Raw genomic sequence first — 19,481 nt, 5'->3', positions numbered from 1 at the left:
TCAGGCAATCTCCGGCTGACGAAGGCGGGTTTCGATCCGTTGCACGGCGAGGGTCGGCTGGCGTTGCAGGCCGCCGTTCCAGTTCAGCCGTGGCGCTGCCTGGCGGTCCAGTTGCAGTGGGCCGGCGCCACGGGTCAGCAACACCAGGGTGCAATCCAGGTCGGGGCCGAAGTACAGGGCGTAGAGACTGGCGAGCAGCGCATGGGCTTCGCCGTTGGGCAGCAGTGCGCTGGCCTGGCCCGTGGTCAGCGGGCCGAGGGTCAGGCGCACGCCGGCATGTTCGTCCCAGACGTGGGTGCCGGTCACCGCGTTGCGGCCCAGGCACAGGTTGCGCCCGCCCGGTTGCAAGCGGCTGCGGCTGGCTGGCGGGATTTCACGCCAGCCACCTTCGTAGGCGGTCAGCTCCACGGGCAGCCCGAACTGTTCACGGACAATCGCCGCGAACCCATCCAGGGAGCGCCGGCCATCGGCGTACAGCGCGGTGCAGGCCAGTACCGCCGAGTCGGGGGCGGCCTGGCGTTCCTGCAAGGCCTTGGGCAGCAAGCCGGTCAACGCCCGCAGTTGCGCGTGTACGGCGGACGCGCCTGGGGCGGTAAAACCCACGGCGATGCGATGTTTGCGCATCACCTTGTAAAGCAGGCTGAGCAGGCGATGCTGGAACAGGTCGAGGAATTCCGCTGGGGCGTGGTCCTTCGCCCGTGCCCGTTGTTGCAGCCATTCCTGGTAGGCGTAGGGCAACGGGCCGTCGGGGCCGCCGAGGCCGAAGATCGGCGTGGTCAGGGTTGGCGGCAGGCCGGGTTCCTGGCTCAGGCTCTCGACTTCACTGGCGGCGAACAACGGCGTCAAGGGCCCGCGCAGACGCAAGGCTTCGGCGTGCGGCGCGGTGCCGCTGCCCAAGGGCTCGGCCTGGGGATGTTCACGTTCGAGCAGCAGCAAGGCCTGGAGCCATTCGAAGCGTTGCGGGTCGCGGCGCAGGCGCTGGCTCAGGTTCAGAGCACCAGGGGTTTGCCGGCTTGGGGTTGCCATGTCTTCACCTCCTTGTCGGACTGGACCAGCACGGTGCGCACGAAGCGATTGGCGGTGGCGTAAAGGGAAAAGAATTGCGCCAGCACCCCGGAGAACAGCACGGCGCTGCTACCGACGAAGTATTGCGGGTCCAGTTGCAGGCGCACCTCCAGCCCGTTGCGCCAGCCGCGCCAGGCGTCTTCGCCGACATGGGCGATGACCCGGTCGCAGCCCAGCCCCGATACCCCTTCGATCTGGCGATGGGCGCTGGCCTCGTCCCGCAGGTTGTGCAGTTGGAGAATCTCGCGCAGGGCGTCCAATGCCTGGGGGCCTTCGACCAGCGACAAATGGTTGAGGGTCAATTGCGACACCAGCCGCCAGCGCGATTCGCCGTCCAGGCGCGGCAGGCTTTGCGGGCTGGGTGGGTTGCGCAGGCGTGCCCAGGCCACCGGCCCCGGGCGCTCGAAACCCAACGGGGTGCCGGCCGGCAGGCTCTGGGCCAGATGGCGGTTGGTGCACAGCAGTTCGGCGGTGAGGCTGTAGTCGCGGGTATCGGCCAGCGGGTCGAACTGGGTGTCCACCAGGCTGACCATCAAGTCGGTGCCCAATCGATTCGGGCTCATGCCACTGACCCGACGCGCATGCCAATAACAGGTTTGGTCGCTGCCATGCTGGCTGCCGTAATAGGCCGGCACTTTGCGCACGCCCTGGCTGGACATGGCGCGCATGCCACGGATGCTGTGGATCTCGACGCTGTTTTCCCGATGACTGTCGGCCACCAACCGGTACTCGCTGCGAGTGCCATCCGGGCGCAGCGGCTCGGAAGTCCTGGGGAACAGGTTGATCACCGGCGTGCAGCCCAGGGCGATGTCGCTGGCCTGGAGCGGCAGGCGGCTGGTGGGAGGGCGGTCGAAAACGATGTACAGGTACAAGGACGGGCCGTCGCTGGTGGCGCCGGCCAGTGGCAGATCGAAGAAGCCGAATTTATCCGGGAAGGCAAAGTACTCGGCCAGCAGACGCATGCCCGGATGCACACCGTCTTCATCCGGCAGCAAGACCTGGTCACTGGCGAAGCCGACGATCTGTGGCAAGCCTGTCAGCGACTCCGGCACGCTGCCCGGCGCACCGGCCAGGACCTCGATGGCGTGCGCGCCCAGCAGGTCATACAGCCCGGCGTTGATGATCGGTGACGCCGCCAGGTGTACCCGCAGCGAGTCGATTCCCAGCGTCGACCACTGGCTTTCGCCCAGGCACCGCAGCTCCAGGCGCAAGGCCGAGCGGGCCCGGACCACTCCGGTCAGCGCCTGGGCTTCGTCGCTGCCCAGCAGCAATGCCTCGCTGATTTCCACCGGCCACAAATGCACGGCGGCGGTGGTCCGAAAATGAATGCTCTGGCCTGTGTCCGTGGTGACGAACAACGGTGTGTCGCGGGGCAGCGGGTAGCCCTCGTTCAAGTTGCCTTTGCTGGGGTCGGGTTCGAACTGCACGATGGCGCACGAAGGCAAAGGGCGCATGGCCAACGGGTAAAGCTGTTCGAGCAGGGCATCGCTGAATTCGGCGTAGTCGTCGTCCAGCCGGCGTTGCAAGCGGGCGGCCAACAGCGCGAAACCTTCGAGCAGGCGCTCGACATGCGGGTCGGGGCACTCTCCGGGGGACAACTCCAGGCGCCGGGCGACCTTGGGGTAGCGCTCGGCGAACAGACTCCCGGCATGCCGCAACCAGGTCAGTTCGCGTTGGTAATAGTCCAACAGTTGCGGGTCAATCGAGTCGCTCATGTCGTACCTCAAGGCCGTCGCCGGCGTGCTCGATGACAAAGGCCACGGGCCATGCGTGCAGGTCGCCGCGCAGCTCACCCAACAGCCGTATGCACAGTTGCTGCGGATGGCCCGGCACCGGGCAGACCTCGACCTCGCCCAGGCGCAGGCGAGGTTCGAAGTGGGTGATGGCCTGGCGGATTTCCCGGGTCAGTTGACGCCGGTCATCGCTGCGCTGCTGTTGCAGCGCGGTCCAGTCGGCGATGCCGTAGTCCAGGATGCTCGGCGGTTCGGTCAGCGCCCGTGGGCCGCGTCGGGTATTGAACAGGCGTGACAGTTCGGCATGCACCGAGTCTTGCAACGCCTGCCGGTCGAACGCCCGCCCGGTATCGTTCGCCGGGCTGGCCAGGCGTTCGAACAGGGGCGGGCGCAGCCCGAAGCCAGCCATGGGCGCGGTTTCCCTACTTGGTCATTTTGTTGGCGGCCAGGTCCCAGGTCGTGCCCGCCGTGCCTTCCTTGGTGCCGTCGTCTTTCTGCGCGGTGAGCTCCCATTTGATCTTGGTGAAGTTCAGCGACAGGGTTTCCACCGGTTTGCCGCCGGTGCCGCCGCTGACACTGACGTTGGACAGCACGACGTTGGTCAGGGTGTAGATGATGAACGGCATGAGTTTGCCGCTGCCCTCGGCGGCATTGCGGCCAACGGTGATGACGGCTTGCGGGATCGGCTTGCCGGCGCAGCAATACTCATTGAGGGTGGGGGTGGAGCTGTCGACGAATTTGGTCAGGGTGAACTCGCCGATGTGGGGTCGGCCGGAGGTGCGCTCCGAGTTGCTGACGTCGTTGGTGACTTGCATCGCCACGTTGTGGCTGTAGGACATGACCTCGATCTTGTCCGTGAAACCCTCCAGCAGGCTGTCGCCCTTGATGTCGCCGCCGAGGTCGAGAATGATTGCATCCATTGTGTGGAACTCCTGAAGAAGACGAATGAGGTAGTGCCCGGTACCTGTAGGAGCTGCCGAAGGCTGCGATCCTTTGATCTTTCGCTTGGGACTCAAGCGTCCTTGGAAAGATCGCAGCCTCGTTGCACTCGTCAGCTCCTACAGTCAGCTCCTGCAGTGGGCAGTGGGAGCTTGCTCCCTCGCCAAGGGCGGTCAGGCAGCTACCGGTGGCGGCAGGGTCGCCACCAGGCGGATCGAGGCGGTCAGCTCCTCCAGCTGGAAGTGCGGCCGCAGGAACACCGTGGCCTTGTAGGCCCCTGGCTTGCCGGCCACTTCCGTCACGTCCACCCGTGCTTCGCGCAACGGGTACTGCGCCTTGATCTCTTGCGGCGCGTTGTCGTTGATCAGCACGTAGTCGGCGATCCAGTTGTTGAGGTAGGTCTGCACGTTGTCGCGGGTCATGAAACTGCCGACCTTGTCACGCATGATCACCTTCAGGTAATGGGCGAAGCGCGAGGCCGCGAGCACGTATGGCAACATCGCCGAGATCCGCGCGTTGGCGTTGGCCTCGTTGGTGTTGTAGGCCTTGGCCTTGTTGGTGGTCTGGCCGCCGAAGAACACCGCCACGTCGCTGTTTTTCTTGTGGCACAGGGAGATGAAGCCCAGGTCGTTGAGTTCCTTTTCACGGCGGTCGGTGATTGCCACTTCGGTCGGGCATTTGAGCGACAGATCCCCGGAACTGGTGCGGAACGTATGGGCCGGCAGGCCTTCGACCGCGCCACCGCCCTCGGCCCCGCGAATGGCTGCGCACCAGCCATATTTGGCGAAGGCTTCGGTGATGCGTTGCGCCAGGGTCCAGGCGGCGTTGCCCCACAGGTATTTGCTGTGGTCGGTGCCGTTGACGTCTTCGACGTAGTTGATGCCTTCCACCGGCAGCGTGTCCGGGCCGTATGGCAGGCGCAGCAGGAAGTGCGGCAGCACCAGGGATACGTAGCGCGAGTCTTCGCTTTCACGGAAGGCGCGCCACTTGATCAGCTCCTGGCTTTCGAAAATCTTCGACAGGTCCCTGGGGATCGCCAGTTCGGTGAAGCTGGTCATGTCGAACAACCGCGGGCTGGCCGCGGCAATGAACGGGGCATGTGCGGCGGCGGCGACGTTCGAGAGTTTTTCCAGCAGGCCGATGTCCTGGGGATGCCGGCCAAAGGTGTAGTCGCCCACCAGCAGACTGAACGGGTGCCCGCCGAAGGTGCCGTATTCTTCCTCGTAGATTTTCTTGAACAGCGCGCTCTGGTCGAATTCGACGGCTTTTTCCAGATCGTTCTGCAGTTCTTTCTGGGTGACGTTGAGCAGGCGCAATTTGAGCCGGGTGCTGGTCTCGGTGTTCTGCACCAGCAGGTGCAGGCCGCGCCAGGAGGCTTCGAGTTTCTGCAGGTCGGGGTGGTGCAGCACTTCGTTTAGCTGGGCGCTGATCAACTGGTCGATCTGGCTGATGCGGTCGTTGATCATCGCCACGGTGTCCTTGTCGATGGCCATGCCTTCGTCGAGGACCTGGGTGGCGAATTCGGCCAGCATGTCGCGGGCGTAATCTTGCTGGCTGTCGTCGTGGGCCATGCGGCCTTCGGCGATGATCTTGTCCAGTAGGGACAGGGTCTGGGTCGTGCTCTCGCTGGTTTGAGCGCTGGATGAAGCAGGCATGGCGTTATCTCCCTTGAATGATGCGCGCGATCAGGCCTGTGGTTCGGCCGGGGCAGGGTCATCGTTGGCGGCCACGGCGGGCAGCTCCGGCGGTACGTCCTGGGGTCGCGCCGACTTGATTTCCTGCAGGCCCTCGGTGTTGGCGATCACGTCGCGCAGCAGCTTGTCCAGGTCGTCGTTGCCATCGAGTTTGGTCAACAGGTCCCGCAGGCGTTGGCGCGCTTCGAACAACCGACGCAGCGGCGTGACCTGCTCCACGACCTTGACCGGGTCGAAGTCGTCGATGTGACGGAAGTTGAGTTCGATGTTGAGCTTGCTGTCGTCGCCGCTGAGGGTGTTGTTCACCTGGAGCGTGGCGCGGGGGGAGATGGAGGCGAGTACCTCGTTGAAATTATCCCGATCGATTTCGGTAAAGCGCCGCTCATTGAGCTTGGGCAGCGGGTCCAGTGGCTTGCCTGAGAGGTCGGCCAGAATGCCGACCACCAGTGGCAATTCTTTTTTCTCGATGGCGTTGCCGATCTCCACGTCATAGGTGATCTGGACGCGGGGAGGACGGACTCTGTCGAGCTTGTGCTGGGTACTTTCTGCCATGGCGGCCGACTCCGATGCATGTGTGGGCGCAATGCATCGGGAGTCCCGCTCATCGCATTCCCTTGCTGATCCACAGGTTGCAAATGGACGGCAGAAAACCTGTCATTCCCTTGACGAACCTGGCGCATTCGACCGTGTGGGTCGAACTACCCAAGACGCTAGAACAGGTCTATAAAAAAGCAAGCAAAAACAATTTTTGACCGCTGAGAAAAGGAAGATTCATTTTGCGTGGGTTTTTTTTCGGATTTTTTTTGAGCCTGGCACTCACCGGTTGCTCGCTTTTTGCCCCCGGCGTCGACCTGGGCAGCCTGACCCTGGACGTCGCGCCGCGTGCCAATGACGACACGCCGATCGCCGTGGACTTCATCGCGGTGAACGACCCGGACCTGCTCAAGCAGCTGTCGGGCATCACCGCCAGCCAGTGGTTCGCCGAGCGCGAACAGTTTCAGCGCGACTATCGTCAACTCATGTCGGTGTGGGGGCTGGAGCTGGTTCCGGGGCAATTCATCGACCGCCAACCCTTCCCGCTGGAGGGGCGGCGCGCCGCTGGACTTTTGGTCTTCGCCAGCTATAACACTCCCGGAGCCCACCGGCTTCGGCTGGACGATCAGCGCGAGGCCTGGCTGAAGTTCGACAGTCGCGAGATGACCCTCGTGAATGACGGGGCTCGATGACAGCCAGCCTTGAGTGACCGCGGGCCGCCATGCGCGGCGACATTGGGATGTCGAAGGGAGTCGTATGAGTCTGTTACCTGACGCGGTGTGCTGGCATGAGGGGATGCAATTGCTGCCCCAGCATTTTCAATTGCAAGGGCTGCGCGCCGAGGCGCTGGCCGCGTATTTTGCCGGGGCCTGCAATCCTTGGTTCTGGGGTGTCAGCCAGTTGGAAGTCGATCCTTCGGCCCTCAGCGCCGGCCAGGTGCGGCTGCTGCAACTGCAAGGCACCTTGCCGGACGGCTTGCCGGTCAACCTGCAGGCCGGTGTCGGGCCGACCCTGGAGCTGGACATCGGCGAGGCGATCGACAAGACCGACGACGCCACTGTGACTGTGTACCTGGCCGTCAGCCCACTGTGGCGCGCCGGGCAATTGGTGCCGCTCAAGGGGCGCCTGCAATCGGTGGTCGGCGAGGCGTTGCCGGACCTCACCAGCGGTTCATTTCCCGAGTCGATCACCGTCTGGCGACCCAACCCGAGGTTGTGTACGCAACTGAGCAAGGCCGATTCGATCTGCCTGCCGCTGTTGCGCATCCGCAAGGAGGGCGGTGGCTTCTGGCGCGTGCCCTACACCCCGCCGACACCGATCCTGTTGCCGGAGTCGGCCCTCGGTCGACGGGTCGCCGGAGTGTGCGCCCGGGCCCGGGAGAAGTGCATGTTTCTCGCCGGTCGCTTGCGCCAGGCCCAGGCGGCCGGCAACCAGGACGATGCCGTGGAGATCCGCCGGCAATTGACCGCCTTGTGGGCGCGCTTGCCGGAAGTCGAGGGCGCGCTGAACACCCAGGTGGCGACGCCCCAGGCGCTCTACGGTTTGCTGCTGGGGTTGGCCGGGAGCTGGTCGGCCCTCGATCCACTGGCGGGCGTCCCGGCCTTCGCACCGCTGGATTTTCTCGAATTGCAGCGCGGCTACGAGCCGTTGCTCGACTGGCTGGAAACCACCCTGGAACTGGTTCGTGCCGGCTATCGCAGCCTGGCCTTCGAACGCAATGAGCAGGTCTTCTCGATCCAGTTGCCTGACGACCAACCGGACCAACGCCTGGTGATCGGCCTGCGCATGCCCAACGGCGCCAGCGAGCAGGCGGCGGGCGAGTGGTTGCGCGGGGCGATCATCGCGTCGGCGCGGCATATCCCGCTGCTGAGCCGACAGCGCATGAGCGGTCTGCCTCACCAGGCCATGAGCCGCAACGAACAGGTGGCCTACAGCGTGGGCGACGACACCCGTTTGTTTGTGGTGGCGGCCAGCGGGCAATGGTTCGACGCGCAATTGCCGCTGCACATCGTGGCGCCGGCCTCGGCCCAGGCCAGCAGCCCGTGGCAAGTGGTGTTGTTCGTGGCGCAAGCCAGTGAAAGTGCCTGATCGCAAAAGGGGAGTCGTATGCCTGATGGAAGTGGCGGGGCGGTTCGGAGTCTGCATGAGGCGCCGCTGAGCAGCGCTTTTCGCCAGGCCTGGCTGAAGTGGTCCCAGGAATGGCAAGACTTGCCCAAGGACAGCGACCCTGCGGCATTGGTCAATCGGGTGGTGGAGTTTTCCGGGCGCAGCGCCCAGCGTCTGTGGCGGGTGGCCTTCGCCACCGTCGGCGATGCCGCTACCGAGCAGGTCAAGTCGCTGGTCTATGCCTTCGTGGCGCTGGTGGACGAAACCTTGCTGTTCAGCCCCTGGCCCGGACAACTGGCCTGGCAGCAGCACCCCCTCGAATCACGCATGTATGCCAGTCGCCAGGCCGGCGAGCGCTTGCCGGCGGCGATCAAGAAACTGCTGGACGAGCAGATGCCCGGCACCCGGGACCTGGCGAATGTCTACCTGCAATGCCTGATCCTCGGGTTCCAGGGCCGGTTGCGCGGCGAGCCTGGCCAGGTTCAGCATGAGAAATGGCGCCTGGCGTTGTTCACGTTTGCCTGGCAGCACGAACCCGATTATGTCGATGTCAGCCAGCGCCTGGCGCTGTCTTCGGCGACGCCGCCAGTGCGCATGCCGGTGCAGCAATCACTGCCGGACGGCTTTCGCCTGGGGCTGGCGATCCTGGCGATGGTGTTGTTGTTGACCGGGCTGGGGCAGGTGTTCTGGCGTGACATTCGTTTGGAGCTCGAACCGGTGCTGCAACTGAACGAGTCGGTGGTTCAGGAGCAGGACTCATGAGCACCCTGAGTATCGTTGCCCTGGTGGTGCTCGCCATCGTCGTGGTGCTGTTGATCGCGGCCCTGATCTGGTGGCTGCGGACCCAAGGCGGAGCGGCGATCCGCAGTTTCTATGGGGCGGTGCGCCGCATGGAACAGGAGCAGGGCACCCGGGACCGCTATCAGATGCCTTGGCTGATGATGCTCGGTAACGAAAGCGACGGCGCCCAACTGTGCGCCCAGTGGCGCTTGCAACCGACCGACAAGGCCGCCTGGTTCGGGCGCTGGTTTTCCGATGCCGAGGGCTCGGTGCTGGTGGTGCCCCAGGCGTTGTTCCTGCCCGATGAAGGCATGAACCGGCAACGGGGTAATTGGTGGCGCCTGTTGGGGCTGATGTTGCGCTTGCGCAGCAAGCGACCATTGGATGCGGTGATCTGGACGGTGCCGTTCAGCACCCTCGATGACATCGAACACACCACCGAACTGAGCCTCAAGGTCCGGCGGTGCTTTATCGACCTGTTGCAACGATTCGGCCTCAGCCTGCCGGTGTACGTGGTGATCACCGGGATGGAAGAGCTGCCCGGGGTCCAGGAACTGGTCAGCGCGCTGCCCGCCGAGGCGCGTGAATCGATGCTGGGCTGGTCCTCGCCCTATTTGCCGGATGCGGCCTGGCAGTCGCAGTGGAGTGACCAGGCCCTGGACCAGGTCAACGCGGCGCTGTCGCAATCGATCATCGAGATCGGTGCGCTGTCGGGGCAATTGGGCAGCGATCTGTATGGGTTGCCGGAGCGCTTCGAAGGCTTGCGACGGGCCTTGCAGATCCTGTTGGAGCCGGTGTTCCAGGGCAATGCCCAAGGCGAAGCGCCGCGTTGTCGCGGGGTGTATTTCACTGCCAGCCAGGCGCCGGCTGTCAGCGGTGATGGTTTGACCGCCGCCGACAGTGCCCAGCGGCAAACCGTGTTCGCCCGTCAATTGTGGTCACGACGGCTGGTGGCCGAGCGTGGCCTGGCCCAGCCCGTGCCGCGGCTGTTGCGCCTGCGCCAGCGCGGGCATCGGCTGGTCGGAGCGGTGGCGTTGGTGGTGGGCCTGGTCTGGTTGGGTGGCATGGTCTGGGGCTGGCACGATTCGGTGGAAGAAGCCGAAGGGCTGTCGCGGTTGATCCTCAGCACCCATAAGAATCACCTCGTGGTCGATCCTGACGAACCGCAGCTGGAACCGACCCGGCACAACGTGCAGAACTATTGGAACATGTTGGAAAAGGCCCCGCGCTGGCGCTTTGTCTCGGTGGTCTTTCCCACTTCGTGGTTCTCTTCCGTGGACACGCAGCTGGAGAATGGGTTGCGCCTGACTGCTCGGCACCATTGGATATTGCCTCTGCGGGACCTGCTCAATTCAGACCTGGAACAGCTCAAATCCATCCGCAACACCGAGCGGCGGGGCAATGTGGAAAACGAAGATCCGGCGCAATGGCAGAGCTACGTGAAGGCCAAGGCGCTGGTGGACCTGGCGGTACGCCTTGAACAGCACAACCAGATGTTCAGCCAGGTGGTGAACGATCCCAAGGCACCGCTGGACGAACTGGTGCAACTGAGCAACACCGCCTTGTCCCTGGGGCTCAACACCGGCACCTTGAGCCGGCCCCGGTTCTATAACCGGGTGCTGTTCGATGCCCAGAACAGCGATTTGAAAGGGCTGGACCTGAACGCCGCGCGCCCGGTGATCTCCGATAACTTCACCGGCCTGATGCAGCGCTGGTTGGACCATTACTTCCTGGCGGACAACTTCGTGCGCCAGGCCGGCTACCTCAAACTGCACCTGCAACGGCTGGAGGCCGGCGGCGGCAACTCCTTGAGCGAACTCGAAGACCTGATGGCGCTGATCGACGATTTGCAGACCCTGGTCAGCCTGACCAACTCGGCCTGGGGGCGGGGCAAGGGCCAGGACCTGGTCCCCGGCTACAGCCAGATGCTGGACAAGGTCAGCCACAGCACTTTGCTGGGACCGGATATCGAGCAGGACCTGGAGAGCCAGGCGGCGAAGTTGCAGCAGAGCTTTCGTGACCAATGGATCGTCCAGACCGGCTCCCGGGACAATCTGCTGGTGCAACAGGGCAGTGGCCTTCTGGTCTTGCAAGACCATGTCACGGCGCTGGACGGTGCAGTGCAGGCTTTGTTCAAGCGTGATTTCGTGGCGCTGGCCATGCAGAAGGATCCGTCGGGCAACAACCCCGATTCGATGGGCCAGGGCGATGGCAGCGATGATTTCAGCGTCGCGCTGAACTACTTCGCCAGCTACAAGAGCTATGCCAATGAAGAAATGCCGCGCATTCCGCCGGATTACCGTGACGCGCTGATGCAGGCCGCTGAAGGTGCCGCGGCCCGGGCCATGTGGTTGAGCCTGGATGAAAGCGACGAGGCGTTGCCCGGCATGGGCTTCAATGTGCAAACGACCCAGGCCGTAGCGCTGCAAAAGGCCTTTATGGACGTGCACCGTGGCGACCTGGCGATCCGTTTCCAACGTCTGCTCAATCGCCGGGCATTGGCGCAGCTCAAGAGTGGCCTGGACGAAATCGATGCCCAGCCGCTGTTCAGCCAGCGGGCCGATGTCCAGCGTTGGGATGGCTCGAAAAACTTCGGCTTGCAACTCTACGGTGCCAGCGATCCACAAGACCTGAAGCTGAACCTGGCCCAGCAATTCGGCGCGATGCTGCAGATCGCCGAGCAGCGAATGCCCGCGCTGGAATGGTTGATTGTCCAGCAGGACAACCTGTCGGCCCTGGAGCACGACCAGGTGGCACGCTTCATGGCCCTCAACGATGAATTGCTCAAGTACAAGAACCAGAACCCGGCCAGCTCGGCGGCTCAGCTGGAACAATTGGTGAGTCGGGACTTTATCGCCATGGACACCACCTCCTGCGCGCAGATCTTGCAGACCTCCAGCCTGCCCGGTGGTCGCGGTGACCTGGCCCTGCGCACGGTCGCGTTGCAGCAGGGCGCCCTGCAACGGTGCCTGTACCTGCAACAGAGCCAGGCGGCGACGGCCTGGAATGACGTGGCCAACTATTTCAATCAATACCTGGCCGGGCGCTTTCCGTTTTCTCAGGATGTGCGGGCCAGCGATGCCGACCCGGCGCGGGTCCAGCGTTTGCTGGAACTGATTGACACACGCCTGCCCCTGGCCCAGGCCGGACTGACGCTGAGCCAGACGCCGGAGCGGCTGGCGGCCGAGGATTTCCTCAACCGTTTGAAACAGGCCGGTACTTGGCTCGGGCCGCTGTTCGTGCGGGACAAGAGTGGCATTCTTGGGGTGGAAATGGACGTGCGCTGGCGTACCGATCGCGATGAGGAGCGCGGCGCCGACCAGGTGATCGCCTGGAGCCTGGACGCCGGCAACCAACAGATCAGCTACCCCGGCGGCGGCCAGCAGAACCTGCGCTGGATGGTCGGCCAGCCCGTACGCCTGACCTTGCGCTGGGCCCGTAACGGTTATCAGCGTCCGGCCAACGACCCGCTGCAACCGAACCTGGTGGTGCGCGACCTGGAGGCCGGTTGGGAGTACCAGGGGCCCTGGTCGTTGCTGCGCCTGATGCGCTCGCTGGTGTCGGTCCAGCGCCAGCCAAATGTCGACTACACCGATTTTCCCCTGGCCCTGCAACTGCCGGTGACCGCCCAGACCCAGGCCAGCACGGCGCAGCAAACGTTGATGTTCATGCGCCTGTCGTTGATGAGCCAGGGCTCCAAGCTGCCTTTGTCGATCCCACCGCTGCCGACGCGGGCGCCCCGTTCACCTTTCATGGCGACCGCATCGAGCCCCGCCATCGCCACCCGTGAGGAGGGCCTGTGAGCTTGCCGATATCGCCTTTGCCTGAGCTGGTCAGCCAGTTGCTCGAGCCGATCAGCGCCGAATCGCCCTGTGGCCCGGACCTGCGCTACGAACCGGAATACGACCAGTTGCGCGAATTGCGCCGGGAAGACGACACCAGCCTGCCCACCGGCGTGTGGCAGTCTTCGATCAAGCGCGCCCTGTGGCCAGACCTGGAACGGCTTGCGACCACGTTGCTGCTTGAGCGCAGCAAGGACCTGATGATCAGCGCCTGGCTGGGGGAGGCCTGGCTGCATATGGCCGGGCTGGAGGGGTTGCCGGGTAGCCTGGCGCTGGTGGCGGGGCTGTGTGAGCGCTATCCGGAGCAGTTGCACCCCCAGGCCGAGGACGGGGACCAGTCGTGGCGGGTGATCCCGCTGGAGTGGCTGGCCCGGCGCTACAGCGAAGTGCTGCTGACGCGGGTGCCGTTGTTCGACGGCCGGGAGCAGGCCTTCGCCGCTTTCTCCCTGGACGACTGGCAACGCTTGCAGCGCCAGCAAGTGTTGGTCAACGACAGCAAGAACGCCAAGGCCTCGGCCGAAGCGGCGCGCAACGATCAAAAGAAACTCGGCGAACTGATTCGCAACACACCCTTGTCGTTCTGGTTGCACCGCCAAGGCAGCCTGATGTTGAGCCTGCAACACCTGCAACGGCTCGAAGCCTGGAGCGACGCTTACCTGGGCAACCTGGCCCCGGGCTACAAATCCCTGCAGGACGTGATGCAGGCCTTGCTGACACTGGTAGAGGAGTTCATCGCGATGCACCCACAGCAACCCACCGTCGCGCCGGTGCAAACGTCCCCGGCGTCCACGACGTCGACGTCCCAGCCGCAGGCGGCTCCAGCCCAGGTCTTCCAGGAACCGGCCAATCGTGAAGAGGCCTACCGACAGCTACTGGTCATCGCCGGTTACCTGGCCCGTACCGAACCCCACAGCCCGGTGCCCTACCTGATCCGACGCGGCGTGGAGTGGGGCAACAAGCCGTTGAGTGAGTTGCTGGGGGAACTGATCAGTGCCGATGCCGAGTCCCGGCGCTTGTGGACGTTATTGGGCGTTCTCTAACGCTCCTCGTCGGGCCACGGCACTGGCGTCAACACCGGTTTGCCGGAAAAGAACGCGGTCAGGTTCTGGCCCACCAGCTCTACCATTGCGCGGGTCGCTTCCGGCGACAGGCCGGCCACGTGGGGAGTGAGGACGACGTTGGGCAGGTTTTTCAGCGCCTGCGGCACCTCGGGCTCGTGATCGAACACATCCAGGGCCGCTCCGGCGATTCGCCGGTGCTCCAGGGCGCTGATCAGATCGGCGGTGGCAACCACGCTGGCCCTGGCGACGTTCACCAGAAACCCTTTTGGGCCGAGCGCATCGAGGGTCTGCTTGTTGATCAATTGCCGGGTATCCAGGCCGCCTGGCGTGGCGACGATCAGGAAGTCCGAAACCCGTGCCAGTTCAGTGGGAGTGGCGCAGAAGGTGTAGGGCACGTCATTGCGCACCCGGCGATTGTGATAGCTGATACTCATGTCAAAGCCCAGGGCGGCCCGTTTGGCGATCGCCATGCCCACCGCGCCAAGGCCCAACACGCCCAGCCGCTTACCCGCCAGGGAAGGACGCGCAACCCTTGGCCATTCGCCCCGGCGCAGGGCGGCATCGGAATGGGGTATGTCGCGCACCAACGCCAGCAACAGCGCCATGGCATGGTCAGCCACCGACGACGCGTTGACCCCGGCGCCGTTGGTGACCACGATGCCCCGATGGCGCGCGGCCTGCAGGTCGACTTGTTCGTAACCGGCACCGATCACGCAGATGATTTTCAGGTTGGGCAGGGCGGCGATCTCTTCCTCCGTCAGGCCCAGGGGGCCGCGGGTCAGCACTGCGCTGAAGCGTTCACCGTGTTCGAAAATCGCCGTCTTGCGTTCGGCAGGCGTGGGCGCCAATTCCAGGTGGTAACCCTGCTTCTCGAGGATCGGCAGGTAATCATTGACGGTTTCAACCAGTACCAGAACGGTTGCGGTCATGCTGGGCTCCTGTGGGTGCTGGGGCGATTTCAAGTATTCAACCTGATTGTAGGAGCCGGGGGCAGGGGGGCTTGGCTTTTTATGTGCATTTCGGATTTTGTTTGCAGGGTACATATCCATTGCTGCGGTCACGGCTGCTTAGGGTTCCGCCCTGACGGCGGGTCACTTTCGAAAAGCCCGGAAGCCGGCCCAGTCAAAAGTAAGCAAAACGCTCATGCCCCACCACTCGGCACCTCGCCTAGGCTCGATGTGCCCTCACTTCGGCCATCGTGGTTAACGGGGCGCCGAGATCAACGTCCACGCCGAGGCGGCCTAGTAGCCGACCTGACTCTCCCGGTCGTACACCCGTCAGATCTGTTTGAGCAGGACCTGTGGGAGCAAAGCTTGCTCGCGAGGCGGCCTGACAGCCGGCCTGTCTCTCCGGTTGTACCCCGATCCAATTGTGGGAGCGAGCTTGCTCGCGAAGGCGGCGGTACATTCAGTGCTGGTGCAAGCGGACACACAGCTATCGCGAGCAAGCTCGCTCCCACAGGGAATGCAGGGATAATTCTATGGCAGCGATCTGATACGCATAACCGCTCCTCAGCTAAGCCTTTGCTTCTGCTCACTAATCCCGGACAATCGCGCCCCTGTTTCGGCCAGGGCGCTGCCTGTCGGGTTTTTCCGACTCGTCCCGGCCGGGTGCATGTGACCGGAATACGGAGATCCGCCCGGATGAATGATCAGGCCAATAGCGTCGAAGAGCGCTTTGAAACGACAGTCCCAGCCACCCTCAGCCAATGGAGTCGCCAGGACACCACGTGGATGCTGGGCCTGTTTGGCACCGCCATCGGTGCAGGTACTCTGTTTTTACCCATCAATGCGGGCCTGGGCGGCTTCTGGCCGTTGCTGATCCTGGCGGTGCTGGCGTTCCCCATGACGTTCTATGCCCACCGGGGCCTGACCCGTTTCGTGTTATCCGGTCGCGACGGCGCGGACATCACCGAGGTGGTGGAAGAACATTTCGGCCTCAAGGCCGGTGCGCTGATCACGCTTTTGTACTTCTTTGCCATTTTCCCGATCCTGTTGATCTACAGCGTGGCGTTGACCAACACGGTGGGCAGTTTCCTGGAGCATCAGTTGCATATCCAGCCGCCTCCTCGGGTGGTGCTGTCCCTGGTGCTGATCCTGGGCCTGCTGGCGGTGGTCCGTTGTGGCGAGCAGGCGATCGTCAAGGCCATGAGCCTGATGGTCTACCCGTTCATCGTTGCGCTGCTGTTCCTGGCGGTGTTCCTGATTCCCCACTGGAGCGGCGGTATCCTGACCACGGCGTCCACGCCGCCTGAGGCTTCGGCGCTGCTGCATACCTTGTGGCTGGCGATCCCGGTGATGGTGTTCTCGTTCAACCATTCACCGATCATCTCGGCTTTTGCGGTGGACCAGAAACGTCGCTACGGTGCCAACGCCGAGGAGCGCAGTTCGCAGATCCTGTCGCGTGCCCATGTGCTGATGGTGGTGATGGTGCTGTTCTTCGTGTTCAGCTGCGTGCTGACCCTGAGCCCGGCGCAACTGGCCGAAGCCAAGGCGCAGAACTTGTCGATCCTGTCGTACCTGGCCAACCACTTCAGCAACCCGACCATCGCCTTTGCCGCGCCGTTGATTGCGTTTGTCGCCATCTCCAAGTCGTTCCTGGGGCACTACATCGGCGCCAGCGAAGGCCTCAAGGGCCTGATCGTCAAGAGCGGCCGGCGCCCGGCGCCCAAGACCCTGGATCGCCTCACCGCCGCGTTCATGCTGATGGTGTGCTGGGTCGTCGCGACCCTCAATCCGAGCATTCTGGGCATGATCGAAACCTTGGGCGGGCCGGTCATCGCGGCTATCCTGTTTCTGATGCCGATGTATGCCATTCGCAAAGTTCCGGCCATGGCCCGTTATCGCGGCCAGGCTTCGAATGTCTTCGTTACGTTGGTGGGTTTGGTGGCGATTACGGCGTTGGTTTACTCCCTCTTGGCGTAGGCCTTTATTGGAGGGCGAGGTTGGTGTGTATATCCGTTACCGCAGCAACGGATATGTCCCCAAAAAAAGGCACTTCCCCTCAAATAGACAGGCATAAAAAAACGCCGCCCCTCGCAAGAAGGGCGGCGTTTTCAGTCGGGCGTTTTAAGCTTTAGGCTTGAACGACCGGGATGTTGGCGTTTGCAGCCGCTTCACGGAACTCGGCGATCTGGTCGAAGCTCAGGTAGCGGTACACGTCCGCTGCCATGCTGTCGATCTTGCCGGCGTATTCCATGTACTCCTCGACGGTCGGCAGGCGACCCAGGATCGAAGCAACGGACGCCAGTTCGGCCGAAGCCAGGTAGACGTTCGCGCCGTCACCCAGACGGTTCGGGAAGTTACGGGTCGAAGTCGATACCACGGTGGAGTTCGGCTCGACGCGTGCCTGGTTACCCATGCACAGCGAGCAGCCTGGCATTTCCATCCGTGCACCGGCCTTGCCGTAGATGCCGTAGTAGCCTTCTTCGGTGAGCTGGTGAGCGTCCATCTTGGTCGGCGGCGACAGCCACAGACGGGTTGGCAGCTGGCCCTTGACCTGCTCCAGCAGCTTACCGGCAGCGCGGAAGTGACCGATGTTGGTCATGCACGAACCGATGAACACTTCGTCGATCTTCTCGCCAGCAACGCTGGACAGCAGACGGGCGTCGTCCGGATCGTTCGGCGCGCAGAGCACAGGCTCGCTGATGTCGGCCAGGTCGATTTCGATGACTTCGGCGTATTCGGCGTCGGCATCGGCTTCCATCAGTTGCGGGTTGGCGATCCAGGCTTCCATCGCTTGGGCGCGACGTTCCAGGGTACGTGCATCACCGTAGCCTTCACCGATCATCCAGCGCAGCAGGGTGATGTTCGATTGCAGGTACTCGGTGATCGACTCTTTCGACAGCTTGATGGTGCAACCGGCAGCCGAACGTTCGGCCGAGGCGTCGGACAATTCGAAAGCCTGTTCCAGGGTCAAGCCTTCCAGGCCTTCGATTTCCAGGATGCGGCCGGAGAAGGCGTTTTTCTTGCCTTTCTTCTCGACGGTCAGCAGACCGTTCTGGATGGCGAAGTACGGAATGGCATGAACCAGGTCACGCAGGGTGATGCCAGGCTTCATTTTGCCCTTGAAGCGCACCAGGATCGATTCCGGCATGTCCAGCGGCATGACGCCGGTGGCTGCGGCGAACGCGACCAGGCCGGAACCGGCTGGGAACGAGATGCCCATCGGGAAACGGGTGTGCGAGTCGCCACCGGTGCCCACGGTGTCTGGCAGCAGCATGCGGTTCAGCCACGAGTGGATGATGCCGTCGCCCGGACGCAGGGAAACGCCGCCGCGGGTCATGATGAAGTCAGGCAGGGTGTGGTGGGTGGTGACGTCGATCGGCTTTGGATAGGCCGCGGTGTGGCAGAAGGACTGCATCACCAGGTCAGCCGAGAAGCCCAGGCACGCCAGGTCCTTCAGTTCGTCACGGGTCATTGGACCGGTGGTGTCCTGGGAGCCCACGGTGGTCATTTTCGGTTCGCAGTAGGTACCAGGACGTACACCTTGGCCTTCTGCCAGACCGCAAGCCTTGCCGACCATCTTCTGCGCCAGGGTGAAACCCTTGGTGCTTTCAGCTGGGGCTTCAGGCTTCTTGAACAGGTCGAACGGCGGCAGACCCAGCTCGGCGCGAGCCTTCTCGGTCAGGCCACGGCCAATGATCAGCGGAATACGACCGCCGGCACGGACTTCGTCCAACAGCACAGGGGTCTTCATTTCGAAGGTGGTGATGACTTCGTCGGTACCGTGCTTGCAGACTTTGCCGGCATGCGGGTACAGGTCGATCACGTCGCCCATGTTCATGTTCGAAACGTCGAACTCGATTGGCAGTGCGCCGGCATCTTCCATGGTGTTGTAGAAGATCGGAGCGATTTTGCTGCCGAAGCAGAAGCCGCCGGCACGCTTGTTCGGCACATAAGGAATGTCGTCGCCGAAGAACCACAGCACCGAGTTGGTCGCCGACTTACGCGAGGAACCGGTACCGACCACGTCACCGACGTAGGCGATCGGGAAGCCTTGGCCGCGCATTTCTTCGATCTGCTTCATCGGGCCGGTCTTGCCTTGCTCGTCCGGAACGATGCCGTCACGGGCCATTTTCAGCATGGCCAGGGCGTGCAGCGGGATGTCAGGACGCGACCAGGCGTCTGGAGCAGGGGACAGGTCGTCGGTGTTGGTTTCGCCGGTTACCTTGAACACGCGCAGGCTGATCTTGTCGGCCAGCACCGGGCGCTTCTTGAACCACTCGCCGTCAGCCCAGGATTGCAGCACGGCTTTGGCGTGAACGTTGCCGTTCTTGGCTTTTTCAGCCACGTCGTGGAAGGCATCGAACATCAGCAGGGTGTGCTTGAGTTCTTCGGCGGCTACCGGCGCCAGCTCGGCGTCGTCCAGCAGCTCCACCAGGGTCACGATGTTGTAGCCGCCCTGCATGGTGCCGAGCAGTTCAACGGCACGCTTCTTGTCCAGCAGAGGGGATTGGGCCTGGCCCTTGGCGAGGGCGGACAGGAAGCCAGCCTTGACGTAGGCAGCCTCGTCGACTCCAGGCGGAACGCGATTGGTGATCAGGTCAACGAGGAAAGCTTCTTCGCCAGCCGGAGGATTTTTCAGCAGCTCGATCAGGCCTGCGGTTTGTTCGGCGTTAAGCGGCTGGGGAACGATACCCAGGGCTGCGCGCTCTTCGATATGTTTGCGGTAGGCTTCAAGCACAGTTATTACCCTCATCAGTGGTCCCAAATGGGTGTCCGGGAC

General features: G+C 63.4%; 14 protein-coding genes. 6 read left to right on the top strand and 8 right to left on the bottom strand.

The genetic code is table 11. The features are described from left to right. The 6 genes from tssG to tssB form a co-directional block, all read right to left on the bottom strand. The gene (tssG, locus tag KI235_RS17965) at positions 1-1,026 is read right to left on the bottom strand and encodes a type VI secretion system baseplate subunit TssG (protein WP_212795205.1); all 1,026 of its coding nucleotides are present in this window, start codon (positions 1,024-1,026) and stop codon (positions 1-3) included. Beyond that, on the bottom strand, positions 990-2,780 hold the full coding sequence (gene tssF / locus KI235_RS17960) for a type VI secretion system baseplate subunit TssF (protein WP_003202807.1): 1,791 nt from the start codon (positions 2,778-2,780) through the stop codon (positions 990-992). The genes tssG and tssF overlap by 37 nt, the downstream gene beginning before the upstream one ends. Beyond that, positions 2,764-3,207, bottom strand: a complete 444-nt coding sequence (gene tssE / locus KI235_RS17955) for a type VI secretion system baseplate subunit TssE (RefSeq protein WP_003202805.1) — start codon at positions 3,205-3,207, stop codon at positions 2,764-2,766. The genes tssF and tssE overlap by 17 nt, the downstream gene beginning before the upstream one ends. A gap of 13 nt (positions 3,208-3,220) precedes the next feature. Then, positions 3,221-3,718, bottom strand: coding sequence for an Hcp family type VI secretion system effector (locus tag KI235_RS17950; protein WP_003202803.1), 498 nt, complete (start codon positions 3,716-3,718; stop codon positions 3,221-3,223). 192 nt (positions 3,719-3,910) lie between these two features. Further along, positions 3,911-5,392, bottom strand: a complete 1,482-nt coding sequence (gene tssC, locus KI235_RS17945) for a type VI secretion system contractile sheath large subunit (protein ID WP_003202801.1) — start codon at positions 5,390-5,392, stop codon at positions 3,911-3,913. A gap of 30 nt (positions 5,393-5,422) precedes the next feature. After that, positions 5,423-5,983, bottom strand: coding sequence for a type VI secretion system contractile sheath small subunit (gene tssB, locus KI235_RS17940; protein ID WP_003202799.1), 561 nt, complete (start codon positions 5,981-5,983; stop codon positions 5,423-5,425). A 224-nt stretch (positions 5,984-6,207) separates the two neighbouring features. On the opposite strand from tssB, the gene KI235_RS17935 reads away from it, so the two are divergent. The 5 genes from KI235_RS17935 to tssA all read left to right on the top strand — a co-directional run bounded on the left by KI235_RS17935 (position 6,208) and on the right by tssA (position 13,733). Further along, complete coding sequence (locus tag KI235_RS17935) at positions 6,208-6,657, top strand: hypothetical protein (RefSeq protein ID WP_003202795.1); 450 nt, start codon at positions 6,208-6,210, stop codon at positions 6,655-6,657. Between the two features lie 64 nt (positions 6,658-6,721). Beyond that, positions 6,722-8,053, top strand: a complete 1,332-nt coding sequence (gene tssK, locus KI235_RS17930) for a type VI secretion system baseplate subunit TssK (RefSeq protein ID WP_003202794.1) — start codon at positions 6,722-6,724, stop codon at positions 8,051-8,053. A gap of 18 nt (positions 8,054-8,071) precedes the next feature. Continuing rightward, positions 8,072-8,833: a DotU/TssL family secretion system protein gene (locus tag KI235_RS17925; RefSeq protein WP_003202792.1), complete on the top strand. Its 762-nt coding sequence runs from the start codon at positions 8,072-8,074 to the stop codon at positions 8,831-8,833. Further along, complete coding sequence (locus KI235_RS17920) at positions 8,830-12,654, top strand: type VI secretion protein IcmF/TssM N-terminal domain-containing protein (protein WP_212795204.1); 3,825 nt, start codon at positions 8,830-8,832, stop codon at positions 12,652-12,654. The genes KI235_RS17925 and KI235_RS17920 overlap by 4 nt, the downstream gene beginning before the upstream one ends. Then, positions 12,651-13,733, top strand: coding sequence for a type VI secretion system protein TssA (gene tssA / locus KI235_RS17915; protein ID WP_003202788.1), 1,083 nt, complete (start codon positions 12,651-12,653; stop codon positions 13,731-13,733). Before KI235_RS17920 ends, tssA begins: the two co-directional genes overlap by 4 nt. Here tssA and KI235_RS17910 read toward each other — a convergent pair. Further along, on the bottom strand, positions 13,730-14,683 hold the full coding sequence (locus tag KI235_RS17910) for a 2-hydroxyacid dehydrogenase (protein ID WP_003202786.1): 954 nt from the start codon (positions 14,681-14,683) through the stop codon (positions 13,730-13,732). The two genes, tssA and KI235_RS17910, sit on opposite strands and share 4 nt — an antisense overlap. A gap of 714 nt (positions 14,684-15,397) precedes the next feature. On the opposite strand from KI235_RS17910, the gene KI235_RS17905 reads away from it, so the two are divergent. Further along, positions 15,398-16,678 carry a serine/threonine transporter gene (locus KI235_RS17905; protein ID WP_003202785.1) on the top strand — a complete coding sequence of 427 codons (1,281 nt, stop codon included), beginning with the start codon at positions 15,398-15,400 and terminating at the stop codon, positions 16,676-16,678. A gap of 151 nt (positions 16,679-16,829) precedes the next feature. Here the strand turns inward: KI235_RS17905 and acnB are convergent, their stop codons facing one another. Further along, positions 16,830-19,439, bottom strand: coding sequence for a bifunctional aconitate hydratase 2/2-methylisocitrate dehydratase (gene acnB, locus KI235_RS17900; RefSeq protein ID WP_003202783.1), 2,610 nt, complete (start codon positions 19,437-19,439; stop codon positions 16,830-16,832). Positions 19,440-19,481 lie beyond the last annotated feature (42 nt).

The sequence above is a fragment of the Pseudomonas sp. St386 genome (genome assembly GCF_018325865.1).
GTDB lineage: Bacteria > Pseudomonadota > Gammaproteobacteria > Pseudomonadales > Pseudomonadaceae > Aquipseudomonas > Aquipseudomonas brassicacearum.
The sequence above is the reverse complement of the archived record's forward strand: the minus strand, read 5'-3'. Positions and strand labels throughout refer to the sequence as shown.